This window comes from Streptomyces sp. CNB091 (assembly GCF_000377965.1).
This window is the reverse complement of record NZ_KB898993.1, coordinates 372,692-393,458: the sequence shown is the minus strand read 5'-3', so window position 1 is coordinate 393,458 and position 20,767 is coordinate 372,692. Positions and strand designations below refer to the sequence as shown.

Sequence of the window (20,767 nt, the reverse complement as noted above, 5' to 3'; positions counted from 1 at the left end):
AGCTAATTTGCGCTGACAGGGCTCAGGGGGCCGTCCGGAGTCCGGGCAGCGGCTGGGGCGGCCTGGGGCCCGTGTACTGCCCGCTCGGGCGGATGCGGAGCGGGCGCTCTCCGTACTCCTCCAGCGCGTGGGCGATCCAGCCCGCGGTGCGGGACACCGCGAACACCGTCTCGCCCGCGTCCGCCGGCATGGACCGGGAGACGGACAGGACGGCCAGGGCCAGGTCGATGTTGGCGTGCAGCGGGGCATGCCGCGCCGTCGTGCCGACCACCTCACGGGCCGCCGCCAGCGCCCCGGCTGCCTGCGGCACGTCCTCCAGCAGCGCGAACAGGGCCGTCGCCCGCGGGTCCTCGCCCCGGTAGAGCCGGTGGCCCAGGCCCGGCACCCGCCGCCCGGTCCGCAGGTGATCGGCGACCACGGGGACCGCGCTGCCCCGGTCCACCGCCTCCCGGAGCATCCGGTGAGCCAGTCCGCTCGCCGCGCCGTGCAGCGGCCCCTCCAGCACGCCGAGGCCCGCCGAGACCACGGCGTACGGGTGGGCCCGCGCGGAGGCGGCGACCCGGGCCGCCAGGGTGGAGGCGGCCAGATCGTGGTCGATCAGGAGGGTCAGGGCCGCGTCCAGCACGGCGAGGGACGGGGCGTCGGCCGGCTCCGCGGTGAGCCGTGACCACAGCCCCCGCGCCAGGGAATCCTCTTCGTCCGCCGGGACGCCGAGCTCCGGCAGGGCTCCCACCAGCGTCGGGATCAGACTCCGGGCGCTGCTGAGCACCGCCTCGGGCGACAGGTCGAACCGCAGCGGATCCGTGGCCGCCGCGGCGGTCACCGCCACCCGCAGCCGGTCCGTCGACCCGCTGTGCGCGGGCAGCGCGCCGACCGCCCGGCGAGCCGCCGCGAGGGTCCCGGCTGCCGCGGTGAACCGGGCGCCCGGGCTCGGCTCACCCGTCCACAGCCACTCGGCGACCTCCTCGTAGCTGTAGTGCCCGGCCAGCTCCGTCGCGTCGACCCCGCGGAAGAAGCAGCGGTCGCCCTCGATGAGCGTGATGCCCGTGCGGAAGGCCAGGTCGCCCCCGGCCGGGGAGGCGTCCCTGCGCCCCGAGCGCCGGGCCAGCGCCCGGACCTCGTCGGCGTCGAACGTGCTGCCCCGCCCCCCGGCGGCCCGCGCGCTGCTCAACTGGCCCCGGCTGACGTACGCGTACACCGTCTCCGGCTTCACGCCCAGCAGTTCGGCGGCCTCCCGGGTGGTGAGCCGGGGCGGCGGCTCCTGCTTGTCGGGCGCTGATTGATCCGTCACGCCGACCACCGTATCCATCCTGAATCCATGGAGGAGCCCAAGCGATTCACCTCATATATTGATTCAATCAACGTTGACAGAATTTGAGTCAAGCATAGACAGTCGAATCAATGTTCCGTGCGTCGAAAAGAGAACAGCCATGACCACCACCCCTGCCGTCCCCCGCGGTCTCGCCGGCGTCATCGTCACCGACACCGCCCTCGGCGACGTGCGCGGCCGCGAGGGCTTCTACCACTACCGCCAGTACTCGGCGATCGAGCTCGCGCGGACCCGTGGCTTCGAGGACGTCTGGTACCTGATGGTCCACGGCGAACTGCCCGACCGGGCGGCCGCCGCCGACTTCGCCGCCCGCACGGCCGCTCTGCGCGCCCTGCCCGCCGAGGTGCGCGACGCGCTGCCCGCCATCGCCCGCGTCGGCGCCGTCTCCGGCCCCCTCGCCGGTCTGCGCACCGCGCTGTCCCTGCTCGGCTCCTCGGCCGGATTCCGCCCCGTGTACGACATCGGGACCGAGCAGCGGCGCCAGGACGCGCTCACCGTCTGCGCGGCCGTCCCCACGATCCTCACCGCCCTCCACCGCCTGGGTCAGGGGCTCCAGCCGGTCGAGCCCCGCGAGGACCTGCCGCACGCCGCGAACTACCTGTACATGCTGACCGGGTCGGAGCCGGAGCCCGAGCACGCCAGGGCCGTCGAGCAGTACCTCACCTCCACCGTCGACCACGGCTTCAACGCCTCCACCTTCACCGCCCGGGTCGTCGCCTCCACCGGAGCCGACCTGGCCGCCTGTCTGGTCGCGGCGGTCGGCGCGCTCTCCGGGCCGCTGCACGGCGGAGCCCCCAGCCGGGCCCTGGACACCCTGGACGCGATCGGCACCCCGGACCGCATCGACGGCTGGATCCGCGAACAGGTCCTCTCGGGCCGCCGCATCATGGGCTTCGGCCATCCCGTCTACCGCACCGAGGATCCACGCTCCCGGATGCTCAAGTCCCTCGCGCAGGGCTTCGGCGGGCCGCTCGTCGACTTCGCCGTGGAGGTGGAGCGCCAGGTCGAGGCCATTCTCGCCGAGCTGAAGCCGGGCCGGGAACTGCACACCAACGTGGAGTTCTACGCCGGGGTGGTCATGGAGCTGTGCGGGCTGCCGCGCGCGATGTTCACCCCCACCTTCTGCGCGGCACGGGTGATCGGCTGGAGCGCCAATATCCTGGAGCAGGCGGAGGACTCGAAGATCATCCGCCCGGCGGCCCGCTACGTCGGCGCACCCCCGCCGCAGCCGGTCCCGGCACCCTGACGCCGTCCCCAGGAAGGCCCCCGTTGACCCCGCCCCGCACTCCACAGATCCCGGTCGTCGTCCTGGCGGGCTTCCTCGGCTCCGGCAAGACCACGCTCCTGAACCATCTGCTCCGCAATCGTGCGGGCACCCGGATCGGCGTGATCGTCAACGACTTCGGGGCCATCGAGATCGACGCCATGACCGTCTCCGGGCAGGTCGGCTCGACCGTCTCGCTGGGTAACGGCTGTCTGTGCTGCGCCGTCGACGCGAGCGAACTCGACACCTTCCTGGAGACGCTGACCCGGCCGTCCGCCCGACTGGACGTGATCGTCATCGAGGCGAGCGGTCTTGCCGAACCCCAGGAGCTCGTCCGTATGCTCCTGGCCAGCGACAACCCGCACATTCTGTACGGGGGCCTCGTCGAGGTCGTCGACGCGGCGGAGTTCGACAGCACCCGTCAGCGGCATCCGGAGCTCGACCGCCACCTCGCCGTCGCCGACCTCGTCGTCCTGAACAAAACCGACCGGGTGGGGGAGGCCGACCGGGAGCGGCTGCGTGCGTCGGTCGCGGAGCTGAGCGGACCCGCCGCCGTGATCTCCGCCGTGCACGGCCGGATCGACCCCGAGTTCCTCTTCGACCCGGCTCTGCGACCGGACCACGAGGACACGGTCCGCCAGCTCACCTTCGAGGACCTGCTCAGGGAAGAGGCGACCGAGGGGCACGAGGGGCATCTCCACGCCGCTTACGAGAGCGTGGACTTCACCTCGGACGCCCCCATGGACCCACGCCGCTTCATGGAGTTCCTCGACTCCCGGCCCGACGGGCTCTACCGGATCAAGGGGTTCGCGGACTTCGGCGCCGGCGACCGGGACCACACGTACGCGCTGCACGTGGTGGGCCGCTTCCTTCGCTTCGTCCCCCGCCCGTGGGCGCGCGGCGAACAGCGGCTCACCCAGCTTGTCATGATCGGCGCGGGCATCGACGCCGAAGGGCTGCTGGCCGGACTCGCCGCCTGCCGCGCGGACGAGCCCGAGCGTGCGGACGCCGCTGACGTGGAGCGCGCCATGTGGGGTGTGCTCCGCTACGTGCAACAGGAGACGGACCCCGTGGACGTACGGGAAGCGGCCGTGGAGGCGTAACACCCCGGGCCGCTCCCGCCGTACGGAGAGGGTGCCTACAGCGGCGGTCCCGCGATCACGTCCACCGTCTCCAGCAGCGGAGTGCCCGAGCCGTCCCGCCTCGGGTCCGGCTCCGGCAGCTTCGCCGGGGTGCCGTTTTTTTGCGCGGCCCGTGCCGGGGTGGGGCCCGCCCACGCGAACACCAGGACGTCCTCGCCCTTCAGGAACCGTTGGCAGCGCACCCCACCGGTGGCCCGGCCCTTGCGCGGATACTGGTCGAACGGGGTGAGCTTGGACGTCAGCACCGAGTCGTCCAGCGTGCCGTGCGAGCCGGCCACCGTGAACACGATCGCCCCGGCCGCCGGGTCCACCGCCGTGAACGACAGCACCTCGGCCCCGGCCGTCAGCTTGACGCCCGCCATCCCCCCGGCGGCCCGCCCCTGCGGACGTACCGACGCCGCCGGGTACCGGAGCAACTGGGCGTCGGAGGTGATGAACACCAGATCCTCCTCGCCCGTGCGCAGCTCGGTCGCGCCCACGACGCGGTCACCGTCCTTGAGGGCGATGACCTCCAATTCGTCCTTGTTGGGCGGGTACTCCGGCACGACGCGTTTCACCACGCCCTGAAGGGTGCCGATCGCGAGGCCCGGCGAGGACTCGTCCAGGGTGGTCAGGCAGATCAGCTCCTCGTCCGCCTCCAGGCTGAGGAACTCGGAGATCTGCGCCCCGCCGGAGAGGTTCGGCTCCGCGTGGGTGTCCGGCAACTGCGGCAGATCGATTACCGAGAGCCGCAGCATCCGGCCCGTGGAGGTCACCGCCCCGACGTCGCCGCGCGCCGTCGCCGCCACCGCCGACACGATCACGTCGTGCTTGGTCCGCCGGGCGTCCTCGGAGATCTCGACCGGCTCCGCGTTCGCCGTGCGGGCCAGCAGGCCCGTCGAGGAGAGCAGCACCCGGCACGGGTCGTCCGCCACCTCCAGCGGCACGGCAGCGATCTGCGCACCGGCCGACTCCAGCAGCACCGTGCGCCGGTCCGTGCCGAACTTCTTCGCCACGGCGGCCAGCTCCGAGGAGACCAGCTTGCGCAGCTCCGCGTCCGACTCCAGGATCGCGGTCAGCGCGTCGATCTCGCCGGTGAGCCGGTCCCGCTCGCTCTCCAGCTCGATCCGGTCGAAGCGGGTGAGCCGGCGCAGCGGGGTGTCCAGGATGTACTGCGTCTGGATCTCGCTCAGCGAGAAGTGCGCCATCAGACGCTCCTTCGCCTGCGAGGAGTTGTCGCTGTCCCGGATGATCCGGATGACCTCGTCGATGTCGAGCAGGGCGACGATCAGGCCCTCGACCAGGTGCAGCCGGTCGCGGCGCTTGGTGCGGCGGAACTCGCTGCGCCGGCGCACCACCTCGAAGCGGTGGTCCAGATAGACCTCCAGCAGCTCCTTGAGGCCCAGGGTGAGCGGCTGGCCGTCGACCAGCGCCACGTTGTTGATGCCGAAGGACTCCTCCATCGGCGTCAGCTTGTAGAGCTGCTCCAGCACCGCTTCCGGCACGAAGCCGTTCTTCACCTCGATGACCAGACGCAGTCCGTGCGCCCGGTCGGTGAGGTCCTTGACGTCGGCGATGCCCTGGAGCTTCTTCGCCGAGACCAGGTCCTTGATCTTGGCGATCACCTTCTCCGGGCCGACGGCGAAGGGCAGTTCGGTGACGACGAGGCCCTTGCGGCGGGCCGTCACGTTCTCCACGGCGACGGTGGCACGGATCTTGAACGTGCCGCGGCCCGCCGTGTACGCGTCCTTGATGCCGCCCAGCCCGACGATGCGGCCGCCGGTGGGCAGGTCGGGTCCCGGGACGAAGCGCATCAGCGTCTCGACGTCGGCGCCCGGGTGCTTGATCAGGTGCCGGGCGGCCGCGATGACCTCGCCCAGGTTGTGCGGAGGCATGTTGGTGGCCATGCCCACGGCGATCCCGGAGACCCCGTTGACCAGGAGGTTGGGATACGCGGCGGGGAGGACGACCGGCTCGCGCTCCTGGCCGTCGTAGTTCGACTGGAAATCGACGGTGTCCTCGTCGATCGCCTCGGTCATCAGCGAGGTGGCGTCGGCCATCCGGCACTCGGTGTACCGCATGGCGGCCGGCGGGTCGTCGTTGCCCAGGGAACCGAAGTTGCCGTGGCCGTCCACCAGGGGGAGGCGCATCGAGAACGGCTGCGCCATGCGCACCAGGGCGTCGTAGATCGAGGCGTCGCCGTGCGGGTGCAGCTTGCCCATCACCTCGCCGACGACGCGGGCGCACTTCACATAGCCGCGGTCGGGGCGCAGCCCCATCTCGTTCATCTGGGACACGATGCGGCGGTGCACCGGCTTCATGCCGTCGCGGGCGTCGGGCAGGGCCCTGGAGTAGATCACCGAGTACGCGTACTCGAGGAAGGAGCCCTGCATTTCGTCGACGACGTCGATGTCGAGGATCTTCTCCTCGAAGTCGTCCGGCGGCGGCGGGGTCTTCGTGCTACGGCGGGCCATCGCGGCTGCGACTCCTTCACAGATTCTGTTCGGACAACCTGAGCTTGTTCGGTACGACACGAGTTAGTGACGCGGTCCATTGTGGACCGCCGTGCTGACAACGCCGACCTCGACCCGTCCGAAGCGGGCCGAGGGGCCCGCCCGGACAGCGTCCGCGACACCATCGACGGAAACATCCGAGGAACGGGAACTTCGCCAGGTGCCGGTGCGCTTGCTTAGAGTGGCAGGTCTGGCAGGAAGTCCAGTATCGCGATCGAAGGGACGTACATGCCCATGGGTCACACGGCCACCGCACAGGCCGGCTCCGGCGGCTTGACAGCGACCGAGCACCGCCTGGCCAACGGCCTGCGTGTGGTGCTCTCCGAGGACCATCTGACCCCGGTCGCCGCGGTCTGCCTCTGGTACGACGTCGGCTCGCGCCACGAGGTCAAGGGACGCACCGGTCTGGCTCACCTTTTCGAGCACCTGATGTTCCAGGGCTCGGGTCAGGTCAAGGGGAACGGTCACTTCGAGCTCGTCCAGGGGGCCGGCGGCTCGCTCAACGGGACGACCAGCTTCGAGCGGACCAATTACTTCGAGACCATGCCCACCCACCAGGTGGAGCTGGCGCTCTGGCTGGAGGCCGACCGGATGGGCTCCCTTCTCGCCGCGCTCGACGAGGAGTCCATGGAGAACCAGCGCGACGTCGTCAAGAACGAACGCCGCCAGCGTTATGACAACGTGCCCTACGGCACCGCGTTCGAGAAGCTGACCGCCCTCTCCTACCCCGAGGGCCACCCGTACCACCACACCCCGATCGGCTCCATGGCCGACCTGGACGCGGCCACGCTGGAGGACGCCCGCGCGTTCTTCCGTACGTACTACGCGCCCAACAACGCGGTGATCTCGGTCGTCGGCGACATCGACCCCGAGCAGACGCTCGCCTGGATCGAGAAGTACTTCGGCTCCATCCCCTCCCACGACGGCAAGCAGCCGCCGCGCGACGGGACGCTGCCCGGGACCATCGGCGAGCAGCTGCGCGAAGTGGTCCACGAGGAGGTCCCGGCGCGCGCACTGATGGCCGCCTACCGCCTCCCCCACGACGGCACCCGCGCCTGTGACGCCGCCGACCTGGCGCTCACCGTGCTGGGCGGCGGCGAGTCCTCCCGGCTGCACAACCGTCTGGTCCGCCGCGACCGTACGGCGGTGGCGGCCGGTTTCGGACTGCTGCGGCTCGCCGGAGCGCCCTCGCTCGGCTGGCTGGACGTGAAGACGTCCGGCGGCGTCGAGGTCGAGACGATCGAGGCCGCGGTCGACGAGGAGCTGGCCCGGTTCGCCGCCGAGGGGCCCACTCCCGAGGAAATGGAGCGGGCCCAGGCGCAGTTGGAGCGCGAGTGGCTCGACCGGCTCGGCACGGTCGCCGGCCGCGCCGACGAACTGTGCCGCTACGCGGTGCTGTTCGGTGATCCGCAGCTCGCCCTGAGCGCCGTGGGCCGTGTCCTGGACGTCACCGCGGAGGAGGTGCGCGCGGCGGCCGAGGCGGCCCTGCGCCCCGACAACCGGGCGGTGCTGGTGTACGAGCCCATCGAGCCGGCGGACGAGTCCGACGGGTCCGACGAGGGCGCGGCAGCCACCGAGGGCAGCGACGCGCACGAGGGGGCGGACAAGTGAGCGACGCCGCCGTGACTGGAGTAGCCATGGAGTACCACCCGCAGCCCACGCCCGGCACGGCCCGCCCCTGGGCCTTCCCGGCGCCCGAGCGCGGCGCCCTGCCCAACGGGCTGACCGTGCTGCGCTGCCACCGCCCCGGCCAGCAGGTCGTCGCGGTGGAGATCTTCCTGGACGCGCCGCTGGAGGCCGAGCCCGAGGGCCTGGACGGCGTGGCCACGATCATGTCGCGGGCGCTCTCGGAGGGCACCGACAAGCACAGCGCCGAGGAGTTCGCCGCCGAGCTGGAGCGCTGCGGCGCCACGCTCGACGCGCACGCCGACCACCCCGGCGTCCGGGTCTCCCTGGAGGTCCCGGTCTCCCGCCTGGCCAAGGCCCTCGGGCTGGTCGCCGAGGCGCTGCGGGCCCCGGCCTTCGACGGGAGCGAGATCGAGCGCCTCGTCGGCAACCGCCTCGACGAGATCCCGCACGAGCACGCCAACCCGTCCCGGCGCGCCGCCAAGCAGCTCTCCAAGGAGCTGTTCCCGGCCACCGCCCGGATGTCCCGCCCGCGCCTGGGCACCGAGGAGACGGTCCGGCGGATCGACGAGAGGGCCGTGCGCGCCTTCTTCGACGCCCATGTCCGCCCGTCCACCGCGACGGCCGTGATCGTCGGCGACCTGACCGGCATCGACCTGGACGCGCTGCTGGCGGAGACCCTCGGCGACTGGTCGGGCAACGCCGGCCAGGCCCGCCCGGTGCCACCCATCACCGCGAACGACACCGGCCGCGTCGTGATCGTGGACCGGCCCGGCGCGGTCCAGACCCAGCTGCTGATCGGCCGCATCGGCGCCGACCGGCACGAGCGCGTGTGGCCCGCCCAGGTGCTCGGCACGTACTGCCTGGGCGGCACCCTCACCTCCCGGCTGGACCGGGTGCTGCGCGAGGAGAAGGGCTACACCTACGGGGTGCGGGCCTTCGCCCAGGTGCTGCGCTCCAGCGGCCCCGACTCGGGCGGCGCGGCCATGCTCGCGATCAGCGGGTCGGTGGACACGGAGTCCACCGGGCCGGCACTGGACGACCTCTGGAAGGTCCTGCGGACGCTGGCCGCCGAGGGGTTGACCGACGCCGAGCGCGAGACGGCCGTGCAGAACCTGGTGGGCGTCGCCCCGCTGAAGTTCGAGACCGCCGCCTCCGTCGCGAGCACGCTGGCCGACCAGGTCGAGCAGCACCTCCCCGACGACTACCAGGCCCACCTCTACGCCCGGCTCGCCGAGACGGGCACCGTGGAGGCGACCGCCGCCGTGGTCAGCGCCTTCCCGGTCGACCGGCTGGTCACGGTCCTCGTGGGGGACGCCGCCCGGATCGAGGAGCCCGTGAAGGCCCTCGGCCTCGGAGAGGTGTCCGTCGTCACCGGCTGACGCATGTGTGGCACACCGCCGCGAACAGGACCCCGACGAACGCGTATTCGTCGGGGTCCTTCCCTTTTTGGCTGATTAATCCAGTCCGTCCCCTTTGAGGGAGAGGCTGCCTGTCTGCCCTGTGGGATGTACGACAAATCCCCTGGTCCGTTTGGCGATGGGAAGCCGCCCGGCCTAGCGTCGGCTCGGCTGTCCGCCACCCGTATGCCGCAGCCGCGGCGCCGGACAGTCATCGCCGAGTCCCCGTCAGGCGCGAGCCTGGGGAGCCGGGGACCCACGCAGTCCCTGGGGTGAATCGGAGGCCCGTGCCGCGAGACCGGCGTGGGGCTCCGTAGGAGACCTTCCTGCTCCGAACCCGTCAGCTAACCCGGTAGGCGAGAAGGAAGGAAAGGATCAGCCCCTCCATGGCGTTCACCCGTGCCACCGGGAAGCACCGTGCCCCGAGCCGCCTCACGCGCCGGAGCGCCCAGGCCGCCGGCATCGCGGCTCTGGCCACCGTCGGCGTCCTCGGCTCGCCGGCCTCCCCGGCCCTCGCCGCGGACACCGAGGCCGCCCAGGTCGCCGACACCGGCCTCACCCAGGCCGTCGCCCTCGACGCCACTCTCGCCGAGCAGATAGACGCCCAGGCCCACGCCCAGAAGCAGCAGGCCGACGCGATCGCGAAGGCGAAGGCCAAGGCCGCCGCGGAGGCCCGCGAGAAGGCGGCCAAGGCCAAGGCGAAGGCGGAGGCCGAGCGCAAGGCCGAGGCCCGCGCCAAGGAGGTCCGCGAGGAGAAGGCCCGCGCCGCCCGCGCCGCCGAGCGCGCCCGCCTGAACGCCTTCCACCTCCCGGTCGCCGGCTCCCACGTCACCACCGGCTACAACGCCGGCGGCTCGCTCTGGTCCTCCGGCAGCCACTCCGGCGTGGACTTCCAGGCCGCCTCCGGCAGTTCCGTCGTCGCCGTCGGCGCCGGCACGGTCGTCGAGGCCGGCTGGGGCGGCGCGTACGGCAACAACGTCGTGCTCCGGATGACGGACGGCACGTACACCCAGTACGGCCACCTCTCCTCGATCGGCGTCTCCGTCGGCCAGAGCGTCTCCTCCGGCCAGCAGATCGGCCTCTCCGGCTCCACCGGCAACTCCACCGGCCCGCACCTGCACTTCGAGGCCCGGACCAGCCCCGACTACGGCTCCGACATGGACCCCGTCGGCTACCTGCGCTCCCACGGGCTGAACGTCTGACCCGCCCCGCGCGACCCCGTCCGAAGGCCCCGGCGCCCCCGGGGCCTTCGGCGATTCCGGCCCGTGGATATCCATGGATTCCGGCCTGCCATCGGAAATTGTGGCAGATTGCAATAGAGTCACGGAACAGACGTCGGGCGGCCGCGTTTCGCGGGGAACGAGGCGGAGGTTCGGGCATGCGCATTCCCGCGCATTCGGTATGCACGGCAATCCGTGACGACATCGTCTCCGGTGTCTACGAGCGGGGCAGCCGCCTCACCGAGGAGCTGCTGGCCCGCCGCTACGGGGTCTCCCGCGTCCCGGTCCGCGAGGCCCTGCGCACACTGGAGTCCGAGGGCTTCGTCGTCACCCGCAGACATGCGGGCGCCTGTGTCGCCGAGCCCACGGCGCAGGAGGCGGCCGACCTCCTGGAGGTGCGGATGCTCCTGGAGCCACTGGGTGCGGCCCGCGCCGCGCAGCGCCGCACGGAAGCCCACCTGAAGGTGCTCCGGGGCCTGGTCGGACTGGGCCAGGAGCGGGCTCGCCGTGGCGAGGGCGAGGATCTGCGCTCCCTGGCCGGCTGGTTCCACGAGACCCTCGCCCACGCCTCCGGCAGCCCCGGACTCATCGCCCTGCTCACCCAGCTCCGGCACAAGATCGCCTGGATGTACGCGGTCGAGCAGCCGGCCCGCCCGGTCGACTCCTGGGTCGAGCGCGGCGCGATCCTGGACGCCGTGGCGCGCGGCGACGCGGAGCGGGCGAGGGCGCTGACCGCCCAGTACGCGGAACGCGCCGCGGGGACCCACCGGCTGCGCCGCCCGCAACCGCCCGGGCGGCGCACCGCGCCCGTTCCCCGCGTGAGGACTTCGCAACATGACGTAAACATCGCGGGCGTGCGCAATTAACAGAAGAGTCGTAGACAAAGAGAAGTAATTGCGGGGCATTGTTTGTGCTGCCCGAAATTTTCGATGCGTAGCTCTTTCCCGAAAGCGAAAGAGCCGTGATCCCTCAGAGGGGTCACGGCTCTCGCACCTGTCGAATCCGGCCGGGCCGGGTCGCGTGGGTCAGACGGTCTCGGGGAGTTCTTCCAAGCCCTCGGCGACCAGCTTCGCGAGCCGGTCCAGAGCGGCCTCGGCGTCGTCCGCGTCGGACGCGAGCACGATCTCCTCGCCGCCCTGCGCACCCAGGCCGAGCACCGCGAGCATGGAGGCGGCGTTCACCGGGTTGCCGTCGGACTTGGCGATCGTCACGGGGACGCCGGAAGCCGTGGCGGCACGGACGAAGATGGAAGCGGGGCGGGCGTGCAGGCCCTCGGCCCAACCGACGTTTACGCGGCGCTCAGCCATGGTTCTGCCCTTCACATATCAACGGTTGTCTAGACCAGTCTCTCATGCAGTGCGTGGTGCTGTGCCCGGCCTCCCGCCCGGTGCTGTGCCCGCCTCCTGTCCGGTCCTGTGCTCCGGCGGCCCCGGTCCGGGCCCCCTCAGACTGCCCGGGCACCGATCTCTCCGCGACCGGGGTCCCCGCCGTAGGCTTTGCCCATGGAGCCCACGCCGGAGCAGAGTCCGCATCACGCGTACCCCGACCACTGGGAAGCGGACGTGGTGCTCCGCGACGGTGGCACCGCACGCATCAGGCCCATCACCACGGACGACGCCGAGCGACTGGTCAGCTTCTACGAGCAGGTGTCCGACGAGTCGAAGTACTACCGGTTCTTCGCCCCGTATCCGCGCCTATCCGACCGGGACGTGCACCGCTTCACCCATCACGACTACGTCGACCGGGTGGGACTGGCCGTCACGATCGGCGGCGAGTTCATCGGAACGGTCCGCTACGACCGCATCAACGACCAGGGCCGCCCCGCCTCCGCCCCCGCCGACGAGGCCGAGGTCGCCTTCCTCGTCCAGGACGCCCACCAGGGCCGGGGCGTCGCCTCGGCGCTGCTCGAACACATCGCCGCGGTCGCCCGGGAGCGCGGGATCCGCCGCTTCGCCGCCGAGGTGCTCCCCGCCAACAACAAGATGATCAAGGTGTTCCGGGACGGCGGCTACACCCAGCGCCGCAGCTTCGAGGACGGCTCCGTCCACCTCACCCTCGACCTCGAACCCACCGAGAAGTCCCTCGCCGTCCAGCGCGGCCGCGAACAGCGCGCCGAGGCCCGCTCGGTGCAGCGTCTGCTCGCCCCCGGCTCCGTCGCGGTCATCGGTACCGGCCGCACCCCCGGCGGCGTGGGCCGCACCGTCCTGCGCAACCTCCTCGCCGCCGGTTACACCGGCCGCACGCACGCGGTCAACCGCGCCTTCGACGAGGGCCTGACCACCCTCGACGGCGTCCCCGCCCACCGCTCGCTCGGCGAGATCGGCGAGCAGGTCGACCTCGCGGTCATCGCCGTCCCCGCCCACCGGGTCCCCGAGGCCGTCGCCGACTGCGGGGAGCACGGAGTCCAGGGTCTGGTCGTCCTCTCCGCCGGATACGCCGAGCGGGGCGCCGAGGGCCGCGAACTCCAGCGCGAACTGGTCCGCCAGGCACGCTCGTACGGCATGCGGATCATCGGCCCGAACGCGTTCGGCATCATCAACACCGCCGAGTCCGTCCGCCTGAACGCCTCGCTCGCCCCCGAGTCGCCCGCCCGCGGCCGGATCGGCCTGTTCACCCAGTCCGGCGCGATCGGCATCGCCCTGCTCTCCGGCCTCCACCGGCGCGGCGCGGGCCTGTCCTCGTTCATCTCGGCGGGCAACCGGGCCGACGTCTCCGGCAACGACTTCCTCCAGTACTCCTTCGAGGATCCGGACACCGACGTCGCCCTGCTCTACCTCGAATCGCTCGGCAACCCCCGCAAGTTCACCCGCCTCGCCCGTCGTACCGCCGCCGTGAAGCCCGTCGTCGTGGTCAAGGGGGCCCGGCACAGCGGGTCCACCCCGCCCGGTCACGCCGTCCCGGTCAGCCGCATCCCCGACGCCACGGTCTCCGCGCTGATGCGCCAGGCCGGCGTCATCCGGGTCGACACGGTGACCGAGATGGTCGACGCCGGACTCCTGCTGGCGGGCCAGCCGCTCCCGGCCGGACCCCGGGTCGCCATCCTCGGCAACTCCGAGTCCCTCGGCCTGTTGACGTACGACGCCTGCCTGGCCGAGGGGCTGCGCCCGCGCCCGCCGATCGACCTCACCACCGCCGCCTCCCCGCAGGACTTCCGGGACGCGCTGGCCGAGGCGCTGGCGGACGGCACCTGCGACGCCGTGATCGTCACCGCCATCCCGTGGGTGGGGGAGAACGGGGAGGCCGAGACCGGCGACGGACAGGTGCTGGCCGCCGCCCTCCACAAGGCCGTGGCCGGGGGCGCGGCCAAGCCGGTGGCCGTCGTCCACGTCGAGATCGGCGGCCTCGCCGAGGCGCTGGCCGCCGCGTCCAGCACCGCCGCGCCCCGCCCCCGCACGGCGACGCCCGCCGCCGACCGGACCCGGGCGGCCACCTCCTCCTCGACCGCCCCGGCCCCGAGCACGGACCCGGGCGCGCCCGCCGACCCGCAGGCGAGCCCCGCCCAGGCCCCGAGCCCCGCCCAGGCCACCCCCGGCCCCCCGGAAGCGAGCCCCGTCCCGGCCCTGCGCGCGCCCGCCGCCCCGCAGGCAAGCCCCGCCCCTGCCCCGAGCGGGGGCCCGGCTACCCCCGCCGCCCCGGAAGCGAGCCCCGCCCCGGAGACCGCCACGGGCCAGGGCCCCGGCCGCATCCCCGCCTACCCCGCTGCCGAACGCGCCGTACGGGCCCTCGCCGAGGCCGTGAAGTACGCCCAGTGGCGGCGCCAGGCGGCCGTGCCCGGCAGGATCCCCGAGTTCCTCGACGACACCATCGACGAGCCCGGGGCCGCCGCCCTGATCGAGGCACAGCTCGCCACCGCCCCCGACCCACGCGGCCGCCCGCTCACCCACGACGAGGCCCGCGAACTGCTGGGCCGCTACGGCATCGCCGTCCGCCCCACCCTCCCCGCCCCGGACCCCGGGGCGGCCGTCGCCGCGGCGGCCCGGCTCGGCTACCCGGTCGCCCTCAAGACCACCGCACCCCACCTCCGCCACCGCGCCGACCTCGGCGGGGTCCGCCTCGACATCGCCGACGAGGAGGCGCTGCGCCGCGCGTACAGCGAACTCACCGACCTTCTCGGCAAGCCCGCCGAACTGCTCCCCGTCGTCCAGGCGATGGCCCCGCGCGGCGTGGACACCGTCGTCCGCGCTTCCATCGACGCCGCCGCCGGGGCCGTCCTCTCCTTCGGCCTCGCGGGCGCGCCCTCCGAACTGCTCGGCGACACCGCGCACCGGCTGGTCCCCGCCACCGACCGTGACGCCGCCGAGCTGATCCGGTCCATCAGGGCGGCCCCGGTGCTGTTCGGCTGGCGCGGTTCGGCCCCGGTCGACACGACCGCGCTCGAAGAGCTGCTGCTGCGGCTGTCCCGGCTGGTCGACGACCATCCCGAGGTGGTCTCCGTCGCCCTCGAACCGGTCGTCGTCGCCCCGCACGGACTGACCGTGCTCGGCGCGAGCGTCCGGCTCGCCCCGCCGCCCGCCCGGAGCGACCTCGGTCCCCGCCGTCTTCCTAACTACTGAGACCCGCCGGCGATCGCCGGCGGGTCCGACCGCGGCCACCCACCGGGGCGTCCCCGGCAGCCACCGGTCCGCCGTAGGATGGTGCTCATGGCAAAGACCGGTACGACGACCCAGGGGCTGCGCGCGGCGATCGAGCGCAGCGGCTACTACCCGGCCCTCGTGGCCGAGGCGGTGGAGGCCGCCGTCGGCGGAGAGCCGGTCGCTTCGTACCTGGTGCACCAGGAGACCACGTTCGACTCCAACGAGGTGCGCCGCCATGTGACGGTCCTCGTCCTGACCGAGCACCGGTTCATCGTCAGCCACACCGACGAGCAGGCAGCCGACACCAGCTCCCCGACGCCGTACGCCACCACCTCCACCGAGTCGGTGAAGCTGGAGCGGATCTCCTCCGTCGTGGTCAGCCGCGTCGTGGCCAACCCGGAGAAGTACGTTCCGGGCACCCTGCCCCGCGAGGTCGTCCTGACCATCGGCTGGGGCGCGGTCTCCCGGATCGACCTGGAGCCCGCCGCCTGCGGCGACGCCAACTGCGAGGCCGACCACGGCTACACCGGCAGTTCCACCGCCGACGACCTGAGCCTGCGGGTCAGCGAGGCCGGCGACGGCCCCGACGCCGTGCGCCAGACCCTCGTCTTCGCCCAGTCGCTCTCCGAGGCCACGGCCGCCACCGCGGCGACCGGCCGCTGATGGCCCAGCCCGCCTGGCAGGACCCCGTCCCGCTGCCCCTCGACACCGCGCCCGTGCCGGAGTACGGCAGCGGCTCGCTCGCCGACCTGCTGCCGACGCTCGCCGCCGGACAGGAAGTGCCCGGCTTCACCGCCGCGATCCCCGAGCTGACCCCGGCCGACCGCAACTGCGTCTTCCTGATCGACGGCCTCGGCTGGGAGCAGATCAAGGCCCACCCGGACGAGGCCCCCTTCCTGCACTCCCTCCTCCCCACCTCGCGCGGAGGCACCGGCCGCCCCCTCACCGCGGGCTTCCCCTCCACCACCGCCACCTCGCTCGCCTCGGTCGGCACGGGGCTGCCGCCCGGTGAGCACGGCCTGCCCGGCTACACCGCGCGCAACCCGGAGACCGGCGAGCTGATGAACCAGCTCCGCTGGAAGCCGTGGACCGCGCCGAAGGTCTGGCAGCCGTACCCGACGGTCTTCCAGCTCGCCGACGCCGCGGGCGTGCACACCGCGCAGGTCTCCGCGCCGACGTTCGAGCAGACCCCCCTCACCAAGGTCGCGCTCAGCGGCGGTTCCTTCCTCGGCCGGCTCTCCGGCGAGGACCGGATGGACGTCGCCGCCCAGCGCCTGGCCGCCGGCGACCGCTCGCTCGTCTACACGTACTACAGCGAGGTCGACGGCAAAGGTCACCGCTTCGGCACCGACTCGGACGCCTGGCGCGGCCAGCTGATGTACGTCGACGGGCTCGCCCGACGCCTCGCCGAGCAGCTCCCGCCGCGCTCGGCGCTCTACATCACCGCCGACCACGGCATGATCGACATCCCGTTCGACGAGCAGTCCCGGATCGACTTCGACGAGGACTGGGAGCTGCGCGCCGGCGTCGCCCTGCTCGGCGGCGAGGGACGCGCCCGCCACGTATACGCGGTGCCGGGCGCCCAGGCCGACGTCCTGGCCGTCTGGCGCGAGGTGCTCGGCGAGCAGTTCTGGGTCGCGAGCCGGGACGAGGCCATCGCGGCCGGCTGGTTCGGGCCGACGGTCGACGAGCGGGTGTACGGCCGGATCGGCGACGTGGTCGCCGCCGCCCACGACGACGTGATCATCACGGCCTCCGTCAACGAGCCGCACGAGTCGGCCATGGCCGGCGTACACGGCTCCCTGACCCCCGTGGAACAGCTCGTCCCCCTCCTCGAAGTACGCTCGTAACCCTTCCCGCAGTGCTCACCCCCCTCCGAAAGGTGCTCGACCCCTCATGCCCGAGCTGGTGTTCTTCTCCGGAACCATGGACTGCGGAAAGAGCACGCTGGCCCTGCAGATCGGTCACAACCGTTCGGCGCGCGGGCTCCAGGGAGTGATCTTCACCCGGGACGACCGCGCGGGGGAGGGGAAGCTCTCCTCCCGGCTCGGTCTGGTGACGGACGCCGTCGAGGCCGGGGAGGACATGGATCTCTACGCGCACATCGTCGGCCGCGTCAGCCGGGGCGGCCGGGTCGACTACGTGATCGTGGACGAGGCGCAGTTCCTCGCCCCGGACCAGATCGACCAACTGGCCCGCGTCGTCGACGACCTGGGGCTCGACGTCTTCGCCTTCGGTATCACCACGGACTTCCGCACCAAACTGTTCCCGGGCTCCCAGCGGCTGATCGAGCTGGCCGACCGGATAGAGGCCCTCCAGGTCGAGGCGCTGTGCTGGTGCGGCGCCCGCGCCACGCACAACGCCCGCACCGTGGACGGGGAGATGGTCGTGGAGGGCGCACAGGTCGTCGTCGGCGACGTCGACCGGCAGGCGGGCGAGGTCGGTTACGAGGTGCTGTGCCGCCGTCACCACCGCCGCCGCACGACCGCGACCGCGGCCCGCGCGGGCATTCTCTCCCCGGACGTCCTGCCGGTCGCCTCCGACGCCTGAGCGCCTGCTACGCCCGGCCTTCCGCTGATCCGCCCCCGGCGGCGGTCCGGATGACCGTGAACACGGCGCCCTCCGGGTCCGCGACCGTGGCCACCCTGCCGCTCGCCCCCTCGCGCGGCGGCTGGAGGACGCGCCCGCCCAGTTCCACCACCCGGGCCGCGGCCCGGTCGGTGTCGGCGACCTCGAAGTACGTCATCCAGTGCGGGCCCCGGTCGCGCGGCAGCGCGTGGCCGACCCCGTGCAGCGCCGCCACCGGAACGTCGTCCAGGTGAAGCGTCTGGTAGTCGAAGTCGGCCGAGACGACCGCCTCCGTCTCGTAGCCGAAGACGGTCTGGTAGAACTTCGCGACCATCGAGGTCTCCTGGGTCACCAACTCGTTCCAGACCGGGGTGCCGGGCACGCCGGCCGTCATGGTGCCGATGTGCTCCGAGCCCTGCCAGATGCCGAAGACCGCCCCGACCGGGTCCGAGGCGATGGCGAGCCGTCCCGCCTCGCCCGCGTCCAGCGGTCCGACCGCGACCGTCCCGCCGCAGGAGCGGATGGCCTCCGCGGTGGCGTCGGCGTCGTCCGTGGCGAGGTAGGTGGTCCAGGCGATCGGGAGGTGGCGGTCGGGCGGCAGCTGGCCGATGCCCGCGACCTCCTTCCCGTGCAGCAGCCCGCGGACATAGGGGCCCAGTTGTTCGGGACCCGGCCGGAACTCCCAGTCGAACAGGGCCCCGTAGAACTCCTGGGTGGTGGTCAGGCCGTGCACGATCAGACTCACCCAGCAAGGTGTTCCGGGCGTGCGCCGGGCGTGGGCCTCGGTCATCGTCTTCTCTCCTCGGACCGTATGGGTGGCCGTGCGGGGGACGGGACAGGTACGCCGTCCCGGGTCGGGAAGCGGTCCGCGTGCCCCGTGCAGATGCTCGCACCCCCCGGCGCGGGAGACGCACCGGCCGCGCCGCGTCGTCCGGGTTCTCGACGAAGGACGGCCGGTTTCCCGCCGGCCGTCCCTTCCGATGCTGTTACGGGCGCGGGTGGTGCTGCGCGAGGATGGCACCCATGAAGCCCATCATCACCGCATCCGCATGCGCGAGCGAGTCGGCCGGGTCGCGACCGCCGGTGCTCCTGGACGTCCGCTGGCAGCTCGGCGGTCCCCACGGCCGTCCCGACTACGAGGCCGGTCACCTGCCCGGCGCGGTCTTCGTCGACCTCGATACGGAGTTGGCGGGGCCGCCGGGTGACGGCGGCCGCCACCCCCTCCCGGACCCGGAGGCCTTCGGGGCCGCGATGCGCCGGGCCGGAGTCGGCCAGGACACCCCGGTCGTGGTGTACGACGGTGGCCTGGGCTGGGCCGCGGCGCGAGCCTGGTGGCTGCTGCGCTGGACGGGGCACGAGGACGTACGCGTCCTGGACGGCGGCCTCGCCGCCTGGACGGGCGACCTCTCCACCGCGACCCCGCGCCCCGCCGAGGGCGATTTCCGGCCGAAGCCGGGTGCCCTTCCCACACTGGACGCGGAGAGCGCGGCGGCCTTCGCCCGCTCGGGTCTGCTGCTGGACGCGCGCGCGGCGGAGCGCTACCGGGGCGACGTGGAGCCGATCGACCGCGTCGGCGGCCACATTCCCGGGGCCGTCTCCGCGCCGACCACACAGAACGTCGACGAGGACGGGCGCTATCTGCCGGCCGAGCGGCTCGCCGCGCGGTTCGCCGGCCTGGGGGCGGGGGGAAGCCCCGAAGGCGTGGGCGTCTACTGCGGATCCGGGGTCTCGGGCGCGCACGAGGTGCTGGCCCTGGAGATCGCGGGCTTCACGGGCGTCCTGTACCCCGGCTCCTGGTCCGAGTGGTCCTCGGACCCCTCCCGGCCGGTCGCCACGGGGCCCGAGCCCCAGTAGTCCCGCGGCCCCGGCCGCAAGGTGCGGTCGGGGCCGGGGAGGCGGAAAAGGAGCGGGGTCCGTACGCGACCGCGTACGGACCCCGCTCCCACCGGTGGTCATGACCGGTCAGTCCTGCTTCTTGCGCCGGGTGCCGAAGACGATCTCGTCCCAGCTCGGCACCGCGGCCCGGCGGCCCGGCCGGACCCCGTCCGCCTCCGCCTGACGGTCGGTCGTCCCGGTCAGCCGGTCGCGGTGACCGGCCACCGCCCGGGGCATGAGCACATCCGCGTACGCGGACCCGGCGCCCGCCGATGCGGCGGCCGGCGGCTCGTCGGCTTCGGTCTCCTCGGCCGGTTCGAGCGTGGGCGGCTCGGGCTGGGTGGGCCGCTCGGGGACGACCATGTCGCCCCGGAAGCTCGGCACCGCCTCCAGCAGGCTGGTCAGCGAGTCGCGCTCTCCGGCCGAGGCACTGCTCACGTACTCCTCGGGCTCGGCGGCGGCCGGTGCGGGCCGCTCGATCTGCCGGTCGAGGGCCCGGTCCAGCGGCCGGTCGCGGTCGATCTGCCGGTCCAGGCTCCGGTCCAGCGGCCGGTCGCGCGGCAGCCGGGCGATCCGGGGCACGAACGGGAAGCTGGGCTCGGGCGCGGCGACGTCGTCGGTCTCGCCGATCAGCGAGCGCGCCTCGTCGTCCACGGCCTGGACCAGCCGCCTGGGCGGGTCGTACGTCCAGCTCGCCGAGTGCGGCTCACCCGCGACCCGGTAGACGAGCAGGACCTCCCAGGTGCCGTCGTCACGGCGCCACGAGTCCCACTGGACGGTTTCCTTGTCGGCGCCGCGCAGCAGGAGACGCTCCTGCACCGCCTCGCCGAGTTGAGGGCCGGTGTTCTCGCCGGGACGGCGCACAGGAGTCTTCCGGGCCCGCTCGGCCATGAAGGCGCGCTCCGCGAGCACGGGGCCCTCGAAGCGGCGTACACGGTCGACGGGGATGCCCGCGAACTGGGCGACCTCCTCCGCGGAGGCACCGGCCCTTATGCGGGCCTGGATGTCGCGGGGCCGGAGGTGGCTCTCCACCTCGATCTCGATCTGGCCGAGCCGGGCGCGGTCGTTGCGCACGGCGGCGCGCAGCCGCTCATCGATCGGAAGCGTGTACTCCGTGCTGTCCGCAGCCTTGAGCACCAGTCGTGTGCCGTCGTTGGAGACGGCCACGACACGCAGTTCGGGCATGGGGACCTCCCGGGTGGTGCCTGCCGACGTCACGTGCGTCGCTGCTTCCGCTAGTCGAGTGTGACCTGCCCGGGTGCAGCCTGCCACAACC

16 protein-coding genes and 1 riboswitch are annotated in these 20,767 nt (G+C 72.9%); of the genes, 11 read left to right on the top strand and 5 right to left on the bottom strand.

Going from position 1 to position 20,767, the window contains the following annotated elements; genetic code table 11:
- Positions 1-22 precede the first annotated feature (22 nt).
- Entirely contained in the window at positions 23-1,309 is a 1,287-nt protein-coding gene (locus D581_RS0109870) for a citrate synthase (RefSeq protein WP_199787781.1), read from the bottom strand.
- A gap of 121 nt (positions 1,310-1,430) precedes the next feature.
- On the opposite strand from D581_RS0109870, the gene D581_RS0109865 reads away from it, so the two are divergent.
- Both D581_RS0109865 and D581_RS0109860 read left to right on the top strand, forming a co-directional pair.
- Entirely contained in the window at positions 1,431-2,576 is a 1,146-nt protein-coding gene (locus tag D581_RS0109865) for a citrate synthase/methylcitrate synthase (protein WP_018957079.1), read from the top strand.
- Between the two features lie 23 nt (positions 2,577-2,599).
- A complete protein-coding gene (locus D581_RS0109860; protein ID WP_018957078.1) occupies positions 2,600-3,697 on the top strand; it encodes a CobW family GTP-binding protein in 1,098 nt (365 codons plus the stop codon).
- A gap of 35 nt (positions 3,698-3,732) precedes the next feature.
- Here the strand turns inward: D581_RS0109860 and D581_RS0109855 are convergent, their stop codons facing one another.
- Positions 3,733-6,189 (bottom strand): DNA topoisomerase IV subunit A, encoded by a 2,457-nt coding sequence (locus D581_RS0109855; RefSeq protein ID WP_018957077.1) that lies wholly within the window; start codon positions 6,187-6,189, stop codon positions 3,733-3,735.
- Between the two features lie 267 nt (positions 6,190-6,456).
- Between D581_RS0109855 and D581_RS0109850 the strand changes: the two genes are divergently transcribed.
- From D581_RS0109850 to D581_RS0109835, 4 genes are all read left to right on the top strand, one after another.
- Complete coding sequence (locus tag D581_RS0109850) at positions 6,457-7,839, top strand: M16 family metallopeptidase (RefSeq protein ID WP_026290371.1); 1,383 nt, start codon at positions 6,457-6,459, stop codon at positions 7,837-7,839.
- Between the two features lie 26 nt (positions 7,840-7,865).
- Positions 7,866-9,236: a M16 family metallopeptidase gene (locus D581_RS0109845; protein ID WP_018957075.1), complete on the top strand. Its 1,371-nt coding sequence runs from the start codon at positions 7,866-7,868 to the stop codon at positions 9,234-9,236.
- Positions 9,237-9,459: 223 nt separating this feature from the next.
- A riboswitch (cyclic di-AMP (ydaO/yuaA leader) is annotated at positions 9,460-9,627 on the top strand.
- Between the two features lie 13 nt (positions 9,628-9,640).
- Positions 9,641-10,456 carry a M23 family metallopeptidase gene (locus D581_RS0109840; RefSeq protein ID WP_018957074.1) on the top strand — a complete coding sequence of 272 codons (816 nt, stop codon included), beginning with the start codon at positions 9,641-9,643 and terminating at the stop codon, positions 10,454-10,456.
- Positions 10,457-10,632: 176 nt separating this feature from the next.
- Positions 10,633-11,340, top strand: a complete 708-nt coding sequence (locus D581_RS0109835; protein WP_018957073.1) for a GntR family transcriptional regulator — start codon at positions 10,633-10,635, stop codon at positions 11,338-11,340.
- Positions 11,341-11,499: 159 nt separating this feature from the next.
- Here D581_RS0109835 and D581_RS0109830 read toward each other — a convergent pair whose 3' ends face one another.
- Complete coding sequence (locus D581_RS0109830; protein ID WP_018957072.1) at positions 11,500-11,781, bottom strand: HPr family phosphocarrier protein; 282 nt, start codon at positions 11,779-11,781, stop codon at positions 11,500-11,502.
- 195 nt (positions 11,782-11,976) lie between these two features.
- Between D581_RS0109830 and D581_RS0109825 the strand changes: the two genes are divergently transcribed.
- The 4 genes from D581_RS0109825 to D581_RS0109810 all read left to right on the top strand — a co-directional run bounded on the left by D581_RS0109825 (position 11,977) and on the right by D581_RS0109810 (position 17,598).
- On the top strand, positions 11,977-15,027 hold the full coding sequence (locus tag D581_RS0109825) for a GNAT family N-acetyltransferase (protein ID WP_018957071.1): 3,051 nt from the start codon (positions 11,977-11,979) through the stop codon (positions 15,025-15,027).
- Positions 15,028-15,114: 87 nt separating this feature from the next.
- Positions 15,115-15,711: a DUF5998 family protein gene (locus tag D581_RS0109820; protein WP_018957070.1), complete on the top strand. Its 597-nt coding sequence runs from the start codon at positions 15,115-15,117 to the stop codon at positions 15,709-15,711.
- On the top strand, positions 15,711-16,898 hold the full coding sequence (locus tag D581_RS0109815) for an alkaline phosphatase family protein (RefSeq protein WP_018957069.1): 1,188 nt from the start codon (positions 15,711-15,713) through the stop codon (positions 16,896-16,898). Before D581_RS0109820 ends, D581_RS0109815 begins: the two co-directional genes overlap by 1 nt.
- Positions 16,899-16,944: 46 nt before the next feature.
- On the top strand, positions 16,945-17,598 hold the full coding sequence (locus D581_RS0109810; RefSeq protein WP_018957068.1) for a thymidine kinase: 654 nt from the start codon (positions 16,945-16,947) through the stop codon (positions 17,596-17,598).
- A 7-nt stretch (positions 17,599-17,605) separates the two neighbouring features.
- On the opposite strand, the gene D581_RS0109805 is transcribed toward D581_RS0109810, so the two are convergent.
- On the bottom strand, positions 17,606-18,406 hold the full coding sequence (locus tag D581_RS0109805) for a VOC family protein (RefSeq protein ID WP_018957067.1): 801 nt from the start codon (positions 18,404-18,406) through the stop codon (positions 17,606-17,608).
- A 233-nt stretch (positions 18,407-18,639) separates the two neighbouring features.
- Here D581_RS0109805 and D581_RS0109800 point away from each other — a divergent pair, with 233 nt between their 5' ends.
- Complete coding sequence (locus D581_RS0109800) at positions 18,640-19,470, top strand: sulfurtransferase (protein WP_018957066.1); 831 nt, start codon at positions 18,640-18,642, stop codon at positions 19,468-19,470.
- A 108-nt stretch (positions 19,471-19,578) separates the two neighbouring features.
- On the opposite strand, the gene sepH is transcribed toward D581_RS0109800, so the two are convergent.
- Positions 19,579-20,676: a septation protein SepH gene (gene sepH, locus D581_RS0109795; protein ID WP_018957065.1), complete on the bottom strand. Its 1,098-nt coding sequence runs from the start codon at positions 20,674-20,676 to the stop codon at positions 19,579-19,581.
- Positions 20,677-20,767: the final 91 nt, after the last annotated feature.